Raw genomic sequence first — 13,174 nt, 5'->3', positions numbered from 1 at the left:
TACTTAAAATTAGTATTATTCACCTGCCTATGACACAGGTCAACTTTTTCTTCAAGCAATTGGTTTAAAATCAAACAAAAACTACGCTTTTATATATAAAATTTTTAAAATTAATCTTGTTGCATTTGCAAAAACTGTTCTAGTGCGGCGGCATTTTCATCTCCCGGCAACATAATGCGAACATGCACATAAAGATCATCTCTTGTACCATTTTTTAAACGAAGCCCTTTCCCTTTCAACCGTAAAACGCGATCAGAACTTGACCACGCAGGAATCGTTAAAACCACACGCCCCTCCAACGTCTCAACTTCTTCTTTTGCTCCCAAAACAGCATGTTTGAGAGAAACTGGTAAATCAAGATGGAGTGCTCTTCCTTCAACCCGAAAACGAGGATGTTTTTGAATCTGAATGGTTATTAACGCATCTCCTGCTTGCCCGTGAGGTACCTCTTCTCCCTGACCTTTTAAACGAATAGTCTGTCCGTCTTCAATATAATCTGGCAGTTTAATTTTTAACTTTTTTCCATTTGGAAAAACAGCTTCCACCTTTTCTGCGCCAACCATCTGCTCTAATGTTATGGCAAGATTAGCACGAACATGTGTTCCTTGTTGGGGACGGTTATAGTGTGTAGAATTCGAAAAGCTACCTCCTCCTCCAAACAGATCCCGAAAAATATCACTCGCATCAAAACTTGCACCACCTGAAGAGGAAAAATCAAATCCCTTTGCTCTTCCTGAAAAGGGATTTTGTTTATTGCTAAAATTTTCACCAGCACCATAGGCTTGATAAAGCGGTTTTCCTTCCATATCAATTTCACCGCGGTCAAATTGTGCCTTTTTATCTTTATCACCTATAATTTCATAGGCTTGATTAATTTCAGCAAATTTCTCTTTAGCCTTTGTATCATCTTTATTATGGTCTGGATGATATTTCTTCGCTAATCTTCTAAATGCCGATTTAATCTCTTGCGATTTTGCGGTACGTGCCACACCCAGAATCGTGTAGGGATCACGCATATTGCCCTCTTTTCAATTTCTTCGTTTTCAAAATATCAACTGATACGTTGTTCAATATCCCTTATAGCTTCATCAGTCTATTCTAAAGAATAATTTCTTCTTTTCTCTTTATATGTCTATCAATAAACTAAAATACCAGATAAAATGAGATATTTATTTAATATAGCTCCTTGTAGTCTATGCTAAAGTAAAAATAATTAAACTACCATAGAAATACACGATAGCATTGGCTTTTTGAAAATAAGAAAAAATGGTACTGTGACTTCTTGATGATAAAGTAAATGAGAAAATGCCTCACCCATGCTCACTGATATTTGGAGAAACTATGAGCAAAAAAATACCAACAGATGATCATTTTATGCAAATGCAAAAACCTTTTGAACTTTTCGCAAAGTGGCTTGAAGAGGCAACGATAAGTGAAATAAATGATCCGAATGCTATGGCATTAGCAACAGTTGACGAAACAGGACTCCCTAATGTTCGTATGGTTCTCCTCAAAGACTACAGTCCCCAAGGCTTTGTCTTCTATACCAATTATGAAAGCTGTAAAGGACAAGAAATTTTAAAATCAATGAAAGCATCCTTAGGTTTTCATTGGAAATCACTCCGTCGTCAAGTCAGAATTAGAGGAATCGTTGAAAAAGTAAGTCAACAGGAAGCCGATGCCTATTTCCAATCGCGACCACGTGGTAGTCGAATTGGTGCATGGGCCTCTAAACAATCTCAACCTTTAGACAATCGTTTTGTGCTCGAAAAAGCAATTGCTCAATATACTGCGCGTTATGCTCTAGGCAATATTCCACGACCACCTTATTGGTCTGGGTTTCGTGTTAAACCCCTTTCTATAGAGTTCTGGTGCGATCGCCCATTTCGTTTACATGATCGTCTGCTTTTTACACGGGATTGTGTTGAACACAGCGATTGGAAAAGACAAAAACTTTATCCCTAATCCTTCAAACTTCATCGTTATGAAGATTTTTTCTTCGCAACAATTAAACAAATATTTTTTATTCGAAAAATTCTAAAAGAAGCTGATTTATTTTATTTAAATAGAAGAATTTTATTTTCACTGTAAAGGTTAATTGGTGATATTTTCTACTGTATTGCTTAAAAATAGATTAGCAACAAGCTAATTAAAAAAACATACTGTATTCAATAGAAACTATGATTTTAGCTAACTTATTTTTAGACCGCAGAATAAAATATCATCCATATACCCCCACATACTAAACCAGCAAAAATCACAAAACCAATAAGCGAATTAGATTTGAAAAGCCTGAGGCATTGTGAACTATCATCTATATCAATGACTTTAATTTGAATAAACATATGGATGCTTGCCACAAAAATCCCAAAAAAACTAAGAACAGGAACTCCAGCTAAATAAAATGCTAGACTAACGAACATCACAAAACCACCATACAAAAATACTAAAGCACGCTTGGTTGCTTTACCAAAAAGAAGAGCCGTAGAACGGACACCAACAGTAATGTCATCTTCTTTATCTTGATGTGCGTAGATTGTGTCGTATCCTATGGTCCACAAAATTGATCCCACATAAAGCAAGATTGGTGCCCAGCTTAAACTTCCAAAGACAACAGCCCACCCCATTAATGCCCCCCAATTAAATGCAACGCCTAAAAAAAACTGCGGCCAATATGTTACGCGTTTCATAAAAGGATAAAATGCAACAGCTATCAATGACGAAATACCTAGAAAAAAACTAAACCTATTAAATTGTGATAAAACAACTAAACCAACTAAACATTGCACAAGTATAAAAACTCTTGCTTGCAACCGACTCACATGACCTGTCGGCAATGGGCGAGAACGTGTCCTTTCTACCTGAGCATCAATTTTATGGTCAATAAGATCATTCCAAGTACATCCTGCCCCTCGCATAGCAATAGACCCCAGAAAAAAAAGAAAAAGATACCAAACCCAATGAAGAAACATTGATAAAAGAGTATCGTAATGCATGTTATAAGAGAAAAAAGCCATTGTTGTTGACCAAAAACAAGGCCACATCAACAATTGCCAACCGATAGGCCGATCCCAACGCGCCAATTGCGCATAAAACCATAAAGAACGGGGAAGGAAGCTGTAGACCCATTGTTTGGAAGATGCATCCATAACCCGTCCTTGGCTATCATAGGACTGAACATGCGCGATATTTTTATTTTTTTTCATCAAATGATTTACCTTTGGTCTTGCGATAGAGACATTTCATTCTTATGAGAAGGGGATGAGATTAATTATCTTTTATGAGAGGAGCAAGCAATGAATATTCTTCTTATTGGCTCAGGTGGACGAGAACATGCTTTAGCATGGAAAATAGCAGCATCACCACTGCTAACAAAGTTATATTGTGCTCCTGGAAATTCTGCAACAACAGAATTTGGTGAAAATATTAATTTGAACATTGATGACCATCCCCTTGTTATTGATTTTTGTAAAGCACATTCTATTGATCTTGTAATTGTAGGACCAGAAGCACCCTTGGTGGCGGGTATAACAGACTCTCTTAATAGCGCTAACATCTGTGTATTTGGTCCTACTCAAAAAGCTGCTCAACTAGAAGGTTCAAAAGCCTTTACAAAAGATTTATGTCGGAAGAATAACATTCCTACAGGAAGTTACCAATGCTTTAATGATGCCTCTAAAGCTAAAGCTTACATTCAGCAACAAGGTGTTCCCATTGTTATTAAAGCTGATGGCTTAGCAGCTGGCAAAGGTGTCGTGGTTGCAACAACTATGGAAGAAGCGTTTAACGCAGTTGATGCCTGCTTCAAAAGTACATTTGGAGATGCAGGAAACAAAATTGTTGTAGAATCTTTTCTTGAAGGTGAAGAAGCAAGCTTCTTCTGCCTTTGTGATGGTAAAGTTGCTCTTCCTTTTGGATCTGCTCAAGATCATAAACGTGTAGGTGATGGGGATACTGGAGCAAACACCGGTGGTATGGGTGCTTATTCACCAGCGCCCATCATGACCCAAGAAATAGTGAATCGTACTCTCAAAGAAATTGTTGAACCAGCTTTAATAAGCATGAAAGAAATGGGCGCCCCCTTTAAAGGTATTCTCTTCGTCGGATTAATGATAACGCAAAAAGGACCCGAATTAATTGAATTTAACGTACGATTCGGTGATCCTGAATGTCAAGTTTTAATGATGCGCCTCAAAGATGATATTTTGCCAATTTTTCTTGCTGCAGCTCAAGGAAAACTTGAAAATAAGCCTCTTCGGTGGTCTGAAAAAACAGCTCTCACCGTTGTTATGGCTGCTAATGGTTATCCAGACTCCCCCCAAAAAGGTACTGTTATCCGTAATGTTGATCAAGTAAACACTCTTCCCGATGTGAAAGTTTTTCAAGCTGGTACAGTGTTGCGTGATGGAGAACTCATTGCAAATGGTGGACGTGTACTCAATATAACTGCAACAGGAAAAACGATTACGCATGCACAAAAACGTGCTTATGAAGCTGTTGATTTTATTGATTGGCCAGAAGGTTTTGTTCGTCGAGATATCGGATGGAGAGCCGTTGCGCGAGAAAATTAAATCCTTTGAATATTCTTTTTTTACGATTTTCTTATTTTATATAAGAGCATAACACACAAATTTTCTCACTGTTTTACGTTGGCCATAATTTTGAAAAAATAAGTGTGCTTTCCTTTGAACAATCAAATATTGTAAATAGGATATCTACTCATGATAAAATAGGAAAATTTTCTGAATCTGAAGATGTAATATAAAATAATCATTTTACTGTTGTCTTTACTTTAAACGCATTTTCTCATCATTTTTATAAACACTTTCTTTCTTATAAAATCCTGAGGAAAAACGTATATACTATCATTTCTTTTATTTATCGCGTTTTTAGTGAAATTCCGCTTTTACGAAAAATAAAATGCCCAAAAAAGATAGTTATGTTATTCACATACAAATTCTTAAACAATATCTCTCATGCTTATCATTCCCATTTTACGACACTACCTGCAAATAGTATAAATCCATTCTGCCAGCTTTCTGGAATAAAAATAAAAACCTATACCATCATTGTATTTTCCAATTCTCAATATTACGATAACCCTTTCTATCTAAATGATTTTGATTATAAAAGAGAGATGAAATAAGAATATTCTGAAATATTCAAAGCTTTCATTCAACATGGAGAAATGATTTATAAAAAAAATTCAAAAACACTTCCAGTAATCTTCTGGTGTTTTTAATAATGTGGCAAACACCCAAAATTATACCGCAAAAAAACAGTTTCTATTGTTATGAAAACCGTTTTTACCTCTCTGAAAAAAGCGTTCTACATCATCGATTCCTGCTGCCAATGTATGGTGTCAAAAAACTCTCATTTACAATCATTGACTTTCTCTTTGTTTTCAAGAACCAAAAGTCACACCAAATCCCGTCTGTAAAGGTCTGAATTCTCATTAAGCGGGTTCCTCTTGCTTCCCACTCATATGCTGCACTTACACAAAGACCTACAAGCAAACTTAGAATATTCGCCATATCTTCTAAAAACACTTCATGTGTGAAGTTTACATGCCTTATGTTACCTCCCCAAACAACGATGTTTTACAGCACAACAAGATAAATGCTGACGGTCGTACAAAAATGAATGCATATTAATTTACTGGAGTGCAATTCGATTCGCAATCACCAAACGCAAGCCTAACGGATTGCTATAACGAAGTAAAAAATGCTTTTGTTTAGAATGTGCTGTTGTACCAAAAAATCGATGTAAATCAGAACGATCTTTTACAACCAGAATGCGATTATCCTCATTGATCATAAGCATGGGAAGGCCATAAGTATCCGCCCATAACCGCCAATCCAGAAGAACATTATTCAAATCTCTGGAAACCAAAAGCGGTATACAAGCTTCCTCATCGGCATGAAGTAATTCTAATGCAACAGCTCTTTCTCCTGAACGCGTTTTTACGGTACGTGCTGCAATTCCTTGAAAATGATAAGGGGGTATTAAATGCGATAAGCTTGAAGGCATATCCGTTTTAAAAGAAACACCACGCTCATTTAACGAACAAATAACCTGATTACCCGTTTTGGATGAAAAATATGTCGTCGTTTGTGGCAAATGGCACGGATCTAACCGAAATTCAAGCACCGCTTTTGCCTGATTAAAGCATTGATTAGCCATATACATTATCCCAATTTATCTTAAATAACATACACCCTTTAGCAGCTTTTTCTCATTGGATTATTAAAAGTTTGAATAAAAAACAACTGGTTTCTTTTTTGGTTATTAAAATCTAAACAAAAATGCATGATCACCATTCTTGAATTATAATACTTTTCCAGGATTCATTATCCCTAAAGGATCGAGTGTTTTTTTAATCCCTTGCATAATATCCAATGCGACAGGCGATTTAAAAGAACGAAGTTCTTCGCGCTTAAGCTGACCAATTCCATGCTCAGCAGAAAATGCACCTCTATAGTCCACCACTAAACTATGAATGCGATGATTCATTGTTGACCATAACTGCAAAAACACTGTCGTATCAGCTCCTACAGGTTGTGTAATATTATAATGTAAATTTCCATCGCCCATGTGTCCAAAACAAATCACCCGTGCTCCTGGAGCAATATCTTCAACAATAAGCGCTGCCTCAGCAATAAAATCAGGAATAGAAGCAAGTGGGATTGCAATATCATGCTTAATGGACCCTCCTGCTAACTTTTGTGCTGATGATATACTTTCTCGTAATTGCCAAAAAAAATCTTGCTGTTTTAAAGATTGCGCAACAACTGCATCTTCTATCACCGCATTCTTTAAAGCTTCTTCTAAAATAGTACTCAATACCGATAACGCCTCATCATTGCCTTGCAACGATGAAATGTTCATTAATACATACCATTCATGTTTCCGCTGAAGAGGAGGCTTCTCACACATCTTATAATCTAAAGCCATTTGCAAACTGAGATTTCCCATGAGCTCAAAACCTGTCAACATCCCTCCTCCATATTCTTGAGCCAGAGATAAAAACTCTAAAGCCTTCGCCGGACTATATAATCCCACCAAAGCAACAGCTTTTCCTTTTATTTTTGGAAACATCTTCAAAACGGCTGCGGTTATAACTCCCAATGTGCCTTCTGCACCAATAAAAAGATCTTTTAAATCGTAACCGCTATTGTCTTTTTTAACAAAACGCAAATCATCTAAAATACGCCCATCCGGTAAAACAACTTCTAAACCAAGACAAAGATCACGCATATTGCCATAAGCTAAAACAGCTGTCCCTCCAGCATTCGACGAAAGATTGCCTCCTACTTGGCAAGAACCTTCAGATGCCAAAGAAAGAGGGAAAAAACGACCTGATTCATCCACTTTTTTCTGTAAATCCTGTAAAATAACACCAGCCTCTACAACAACAAAATTTCCCTCAAGATTTATAGCTCTAATCTTATTTAATCGCTCCATGGATAAAAGAACGCTCCCTCCTCCTTCATCTGGTTGTTGTCCCCCCACAAGCCCTGTATTTCCACCCTGTGGCACAATCGGTGTGCGCGTTTTGCTCGCTAACTGCATAATCGATGAGACCTCTGCGCAAGAAGATGGACGTAAAAGTAAAGGTGTTTTTCCATGAAAAAGCCCACGCTCTTCAAGCAAATACGGTGCAATCAAAGCTTGATCCGTTATAGCATGCTTAGCACCAACAATTTCCCTAAACCCTTCAATTAATTCCTGCTCCATGTTCATTTCTCCTTTGGAGCCGCAGCCCGTATAAGACGATCATTGATAGCCTCTCCTAATCCGTATGATGGAATAGGTTCTACTGCGATACATCTCACTTTAAATGAATCTAATTCCTTCATATATTGAAATAAATGAGAGGCTGCCTCTTCCAACTTTCCATCTTCGCTAAGGTTTAAAATAGAAACGGCATTTTCAGCCCCCATAACACGCTTTGAACCAAATGCTAAAAGCGCTTCACCATTTTCCACCTTTTCTACATTCAAACGAACCGTAGCATTGGGAGCATAATGTGATTTTAACATCCCAGGAGCTTCAATCGCCGCCCTTTGATCTATCCGTTTTAAAGGCTTCCCCACAACCTCTTCAATTTCATCAGCCGCAAGCCCCCCTGGACGCAAAAGATAAATATTTTCACCACAAATTTTAATAATCGTTGATTCCAGCCCTATTTTAGCAGGTCCTCCGTCCAATATCAAAGGAACAGATTCCCCCAAAGATGCAAAAACAGCCTCAGCTGAAGTAGGGCTAAGACGCCCCGATTGATTCGCACTAGGAGCAGCAAGTGGACGGCCAAAATGTTGTACCACTTCCGCAAAACGACTGTCTGGAAAACGAACAGCCAAGGTATTCAAACCAGAGGTTGTTAAAGGATGGATATTATGCTGTTCCTTTAAAGGCAAAACCAATGTCAAAGGCCCTGGCCAAAATTCCTCTATTAATTGGCGTGAAAGAAAGTCAATTTTAACATAACGTTCCGCCATTTCGATGCCGCTAACATGCGCAATAAGAGGATTAATTTGTGGACGACCCTTTGTAGAATAAATAGAAGAAATTGCCCTCCCATTGGTTGCATCGCCCGCTAATCCATAAACAGTTTCTGTTGGTAACGCTACTAACTTCCCTTGTTCAAGAAGCGCTATTGCCTCTCTTATCGAAGCACTATCGAGTGGTAGAATCGTCATGACACATCATTTCTATAACACTCTTTTAGTGATATTATGCTCTTTTTTATTCATATATCACATTGATTTATATGTTTTTTTAAAGTATGTGGTTCATAAATAAAGGTTAGGGAATAGGATTTTCCAATATTCTTCTACAGAACATATCTTATTCTTCTAACTTTCTCTAATAATTTTTTGAATTTTGCTAAGTTCTCTTGTGAAAAGCTATTGTTGAAACTCTTGACATAGACTTAACGTGCAGTACATTGTACTACAATTGAATAGGGGATTTAGAAATGGGAAAAATTCAAGCCCGCATACCTGATCAAGTTCAAGAAATTGCAAGTGCAGTTATTAAGTCTACGGGTTTAACTGTATCGGATGCAGTACGCATGTTTATGACCCGCATTGCTAGAGATCGAACATTACCGCTTGGATCTTTCAACCAAATCCGGAAACATTACGAGCTATCGAGGATGCCGAAATGGGATGCGTCGAACGTACATCATTAGACAGCTTAAGGACCATGATACGCGAAGATAGAACCGAAATGCGTAAATCTGAAAAGAAAACCTAAGCTTGCTATATTGTCTATACGCGTTCATTCCGGTCTGACCTTAAACGTGAAAGCAAAGGTAGGTATGCTAATACACTAGAGAAGGATTTGCTGCTTGTGGTCAAAGCGTTAGCGGAGAATGAACCGCTAAAAGCGCATTGGAGAGATCATGCGCTAACAGGTCAATGGCGCAATTGTCGTGATTGTCATATCAAGCCAGATTTAGTTTTGATCTATCGAAAGCCGAATACCAAAACACTAGGGCTCTTACGACTTGGTTTGCATTCTGAACTACGCTTATGATTGGATCTCCAATTCATAGTAAAAAGAATTTTTCGAAGTTTTTGCTTGTATGACAGTTTTTCTAATTCTTTGAGAACCACTGCTTCAAATGAGCGAAGATGTTGTCTATCGCATCCATGAGGCGTGCAAAATCAAGAATAAGCAAAAAAAGAAAAAATGCTATCCACTTCATCAAGCGAGACATCATTTTCACGCTTTGATAGGTGATGATCATTTCTTGAAGCATTTCTTTTTCTGATTCTGTAAGCTCTGTGTGTTTTTTGGATTTTTTTCTAACCATGTTTCCACCCACACAAGCGTTCACCTAGATTATTGTGCTTTAAGATCTCTCTTGCTAAATTGGAACTGATGGCGTTCAGATCTTTCTTGTCTAAATAAATTGGCAACCAGCCAACACAAGAAGAAGCATATTTATTTGTCATGCAACCAATCAGAGAGAGCAGCACGCATATCAGCATCACTTTTTTGATTAACTTCACTTTCCACCTCAAGCCGTGTTGTGGCTGCTTTTAAAGCTTTTTCTGTTTGCTTTTGTTGCTCTACTTTTTTTCCAAGAGTAAAAGCTTTTGCTAAGGCAATAAAAAAAGCGGCTAAAGCCGCACCTGTTACCATCAAGTTTCTTTTCATCCATAAGATCATAGGCGGTGCTCCTGAAAGCGTTTAGCAACAAAGAAAATGCCAGTACATGCCGCTAAAACCATAATGGCGGCTAAAGCCCATTGGATTGGTCCATTGCCCGCTAAAAACCCACCAAGACCTGAGAAAGAACCAATAATCGGTGCCAATGCTTCTGCTTTGAGAAACCCTGTTGGTTGTTTCGTTTCTACTGTTTGATAATTAGAAGAAACATAAGCCCCTTTCGCCCATAGCCCTGCCTCTGCTACACGCCGGTGTACGAGACCTTGTAAACGTTTGCCTCCTGCTTTGGTCCATTTCTGCAATTCGGTTGGTACTGCTTCATAATCCCCCCGATTAAGCCTTTTAAGTAGTGTTCTATAGCCTTCTTGAGAGCTTAACGTGCTGCCTATGATTTTCATGGCAAAATCTGGATATTGCGTGAGTGCTTGCGCATCTTCATCGCTATACCCTTTAGAGCGTAAAAATTGCAAATTTTGTTTATGTTATGCGCGTTCCTTGTTGCCCTGCCGCATAAGGATAGATGCATTTGAAAAACTTTCTTGTGGTGTCTTTCCTAACGCAAGCTCTGCAAAAAAATCCATTAAATGCTCGGAAAATTCTGATTTTCTAAAACGCTCCCATAAGCTACTTGGATTTGCTCCTGTCTGAACAAAGTTATCAAGTGACTTGATATAATCTGTTTTTTGTTCAAGATCACCACTTGCTTTTAAATGTTCCTCTTCTGGTAAGTGTGAATTGGAATGTTTTTCTTCTCCTATAGGTGCATCAAAAAGCTTTTCCTCATCATTTCCAGAATCATTTTTCAAAGAGTTTTCCGCTATAGATTTCTCATTAAGTTGAGCAATATAATCCATCACATTTTTTTGCTGTCGCCCAGCTTCATCCCCACTAGACTGATCAATGTTCCCAACAAGTGAAGATTGAGGAATCATTGATGCAACACCTCTCTGCTCTGAAAAATCATGTTTTTGTTGCTCTGGTACCTCTTGTATCTTAACAGTATCCTTTGAAACATCCGGCAATGGAGGCATTTGGCGCTTTAAATCATCTGTAGACATAATCAATTCTGCTGGCGTTTTTTCCCAGCTTGTTCTGTCCCTGCTTGAGAACCGCGAATAAGCTCTGTAGGACTCAATTTTTGCGGAGTATTATCCCCATTGCTCGCATCAAAAGGGTCTGTGCGACAAGCAGCCCGTTCTAAAAAACTTGGCTTGTATCGTCCTTCCAACGGCGTGCTTGGAGGCATCGAGCGTTGTTGCAATAAATATCTAGGTAACTGCGGTATAACCTGATACATTAAAGGACGCAAAAATTTTGGATCAAACAACTTTAAAAGAGAATTTGTGTTTTCTTGTTCCATCACTGCACCCTTTCCATCTCACAGCCACGCTTGCTATAATCTACATGCACAAAACCTATCGCCTTATGCAAGAAAACAGCTTCAGGTTTTGACTTCAAAACATCTTGTGCCATCACCCCGCGATAACGCTCTGGATAGCCCCTGTAGTTATACTCATAGAGTTTGTATCCATCTCGCTGCCCTACTCGTACGATATTTTCTTTCGCTCTGATGTTGCTAAGCCCAGCAAAAGTACCAAGGATAGTTCCAACATTTCCAACAATCTCCTACGGATTAGTTTTTTTATATAACAAAATATTGATTTATAATAATAATCTAGCGTTATTTATATTGAATTAGCCTCCCGAATAACGTAGGATTCTCTCATTTCAAATCTGTTTATCTTGAATCAATCAAAATCACTTGCTTGCACATCATAAGCGGGGCTGATGTGTGGGTAAAAACTATAGAAGAAAGGAGTAAAAATGATTCTTATGAATCGTCTTAAGAGCCAAGGGCTGTAGCAACACCCACGAGCTGGTTTTGTACACTTTCAAAAATGATATCTTTACCTTCTCCCAAGGTGATATTCCCGCTCTGCTCACCATTTTCATAAACAGGATTGGTCCCAGCGATAATATCGGCTCCAACACCATGAATGCTGCCTTATTTAAAGTGTCATCCGCTTGAATAAAGAAGGAGACGGCTTTGATCCCCTACTTCATTCGTGATTTTATCCAACGACCTTTTTAACGATGGGGAGGACGCTTTGGTGATCGCTTTTGTAAAGCTTTTTGCTTTTGCTGACGTTTTCTTTCATCCTCAAAATGCGTTAGTAAAGCGCGTTCCTGTTTCGTTTTGTTGGTCACACCAAAGGTATCATTGTCCATAAATTGCTGATATCCAGCTAGCATCAAATTAGCTAAAAACGAGTCACTTTTCAGAGGTTGTACAAAATAGAGCCCTTTTGAATCTTGCAATTTATACCGGAAACCTGCTTTTTTCATGCACTCATAAACTGAGGCAAATTCACTCGCATACGAATTCATATCACTAGAAGAAGCATAAACCGGTTTCCAGCCACATTTTGATAAGGATTGTTGGATCATCGCTTTATCGACACCTGGTTTTTCCCATAATGCTAAAGTTGATGGAGGAGGTTGGTTAACACATCCAGCTGTATTTAAGAGAGCTATGCAACTCAATAGTTTTAAGATTTTCTTCATTATTCCCCTCCTTCAGTGGGTTTCTTTACAATAAAACAGCTCGGAAGCTTGTTGATATTTTCTGTCACCGCTGCTTAAAACAACGGTGAACAATATTGAAATGGTTAGTTGAGGGAACAATCCCGTCATTTCAAGCAAAGCAAGGATGGCGGATTGTTAATCATCACAAACAGCAAAACTTAAGGTTTGCATTCAGGTGCATTTTTATACTTTTTACAAAAAGGGCTGTTCAAGCGCTTCTTGACACTGCGCTGTGGTATGACAGCACCTGGACGACAAATCGGCAAGTTTTTCTCTTTAAAAGTATAACACCACCCCCCTCCTCTTTGATCTTTATAGCGGAATCCTGCTTGAACCATGCAAGCATCAACTGTTGCTTTAGCATTAATACTCTGCTGTTGGTTTTCTGGAAAAACATCATAAGGGG

At 38.3% G+C, this 13,174-nt stretch carries 14 protein-coding genes and 3 pseudogenes; 4 read left to right on the top strand and 13 right to left on the bottom strand.

The window, feature by feature from the left end; all coding sequences use genetic code 11:
* Window positions 1–110 precede the first annotated feature (110 nt).
* Complete coding sequence (locus tag ACFIQC_RS01325; RefSeq protein ID WP_375706633.1) at window positions 111–1,016, bottom strand: DnaJ C-terminal domain-containing protein; 906 nt, start codon at window positions 1,014–1,016, stop codon at window positions 111–113.
* 325 nt (window positions 1,017–1,341) lie between these two features.
* On the opposite strand from ACFIQC_RS01325, the gene pdxH reads away from it, so the two are divergent.
* Window positions 1,342–1,965: a pyridoxamine 5'-phosphate oxidase gene (pdxH, locus tag ACFIQC_RS01320; RefSeq protein ID WP_375628318.1), complete on the top strand. Its 624-nt coding sequence runs from the start codon at window positions 1,342–1,344 to the stop codon at window positions 1,963–1,965.
* Window positions 1,966–2,201: 236 nt separating this feature from the next.
* Here the strand turns inward: pdxH and ubiA are convergent, their stop codons facing one another.
* Complete coding sequence (gene ubiA / locus ACFIQC_RS01315) at window positions 2,202–3,206, bottom strand: 4-hydroxybenzoate octaprenyltransferase (RefSeq protein WP_375620644.1); 1,005 nt, start codon at window positions 3,204–3,206, stop codon at window positions 2,202–2,204.
* A 90-nt stretch (window positions 3,207–3,296) separates the two neighbouring features.
* Here ubiA and purD point away from each other — a divergent pair, with 90 nt between their 5' ends.
* The gene (gene purD / locus ACFIQC_RS01310; RefSeq protein WP_375706632.1) at window positions 3,297–4,571 is read left to right on the top strand and encodes a phosphoribosylamine--glycine ligase; all 1,275 of its coding nucleotides are present in this window, start codon (window positions 3,297–3,299) and stop codon (window positions 4,569–4,571) included.
* A gap of 1,084 nt (window positions 4,572–5,655) precedes the next feature.
* Here the strand turns inward: purD and ACFIQC_RS01305 are convergent.
* From ACFIQC_RS01305 to ACFIQC_RS01295, 3 genes are all read right to left on the bottom strand, one after another.
* Complete coding sequence (locus ACFIQC_RS01305) at window positions 5,656–6,183, bottom strand: DUF6101 family protein (protein WP_375628324.1); 528 nt, start codon at window positions 6,181–6,183, stop codon at window positions 5,656–5,658.
* Between the two features lie 144 nt (window positions 6,184–6,327).
* Window positions 6,328–7,737: an FAD-binding oxidoreductase gene (locus tag ACFIQC_RS01300; RefSeq protein ID WP_375629535.1), complete on the bottom strand. Its 1,410-nt coding sequence runs from the start codon at window positions 7,735–7,737 to the stop codon at window positions 6,328–6,330.
* 2 nt (window positions 7,738–7,739) lie between these two features.
* Window positions 7,740–8,702 (bottom strand): L-threonylcarbamoyladenylate synthase, encoded by a 963-nt coding sequence (locus ACFIQC_RS01295; protein WP_375613034.1) that lies wholly within the window; start codon window positions 8,700–8,702, stop codon window positions 7,740–7,742.
* Between the two features lie 278 nt (window positions 8,703–8,980).
* Here ACFIQC_RS01295 and ACFIQC_RS01290 point away from each other — a divergent pair.
* Window positions 8,981–9,261: pseudogene (locus tag ACFIQC_RS01290) on the top strand (type II toxin-antitoxin system RelB/DinJ family antitoxin).
* Between the two features lie 9 nt (window positions 9,262–9,270).
* Window positions 9,271–9,543: a type II toxin-antitoxin system YafQ family toxin gene (locus ACFIQC_RS01285; protein ID WP_375640341.1), complete on the top strand. Its 273-nt coding sequence runs from the start codon at window positions 9,271–9,273 to the stop codon at window positions 9,541–9,543.
* Between the two features lie 61 nt (window positions 9,544–9,604).
* Here ACFIQC_RS01285 and ACFIQC_RS01280 read toward each other — a convergent pair whose 3' ends face one another.
* The 8 genes and pseudogenes from ACFIQC_RS01280 to ACFIQC_RS01245 form a co-directional block, all read right to left on the bottom strand.
* Complete coding sequence (locus ACFIQC_RS01280) at window positions 9,605–9,823, bottom strand: hypothetical protein (protein WP_375611113.1); 219 nt, start codon at window positions 9,821–9,823, stop codon at window positions 9,605–9,607.
* Window positions 9,816–10,022, bottom strand: a complete 207-nt coding sequence (locus ACFIQC_RS01275; protein WP_375706631.1) for a hypothetical protein — start codon at window positions 10,020–10,022, stop codon at window positions 9,816–9,818. Before ACFIQC_RS01275 ends, ACFIQC_RS01280 begins: the two co-directional genes overlap by 8 nt.
* Window positions 9,955–10,182 carry a hypothetical protein gene (locus ACFIQC_RS01270; protein WP_375706630.1) on the bottom strand — a complete coding sequence of 76 codons (228 nt, stop codon included), beginning with the start codon at window positions 10,180–10,182 and terminating at the stop codon, window positions 9,955–9,957. Before ACFIQC_RS01270 ends, ACFIQC_RS01275 begins: the two co-directional genes overlap by 68 nt.
* A pseudogene (locus tag ACFIQC_RS01265) lies at window positions 10,179–10,535 on the bottom strand (glycoside hydrolase family protein); the annotation flags it as partial. The pseudogene ACFIQC_RS01265 and the gene ACFIQC_RS01270, both read right to left, overlap by 4 nt.
* A 129-nt stretch (window positions 10,536–10,664) precedes the next feature.
* Window positions 10,665–11,240, bottom strand: coding sequence for a hypothetical protein (locus tag ACFIQC_RS01260; RefSeq protein WP_375706629.1), 576 nt, complete (start codon window positions 11,238–11,240; stop codon window positions 10,665–10,667).
* 2 nt (window positions 11,241–11,242) lie between these two features.
* Window positions 11,243–11,542 (bottom strand): hypothetical protein, encoded by a 300-nt coding sequence (locus ACFIQC_RS01255; protein WP_375706628.1) that lies wholly within the window; start codon window positions 11,540–11,542, stop codon window positions 11,243–11,245.
* Window positions 11,543–12,270: 728 nt separating this feature from the next.
* Complete coding sequence (locus tag ACFIQC_RS01250; protein WP_273791330.1) at window positions 12,271–12,747, bottom strand: hypothetical protein; 477 nt, start codon at window positions 12,745–12,747, stop codon at window positions 12,271–12,273.
* Between the two features lie 179 nt (window positions 12,748–12,926).
* Window positions 12,927–13,174: pseudogene (locus ACFIQC_RS01245) on the bottom strand (hypothetical protein); the annotation flags it as partial.

It is taken from the genome of Bartonella sp. AA126HLJHH (assembly GCF_042197425.1).
Taxonomy (GTDB): Bacteria; Pseudomonadota; Alphaproteobacteria; order Rhizobiales; family Rhizobiaceae; genus Bartonella.
This window is presented reverse-complemented; position numbering and strand designations above follow the sequence as displayed.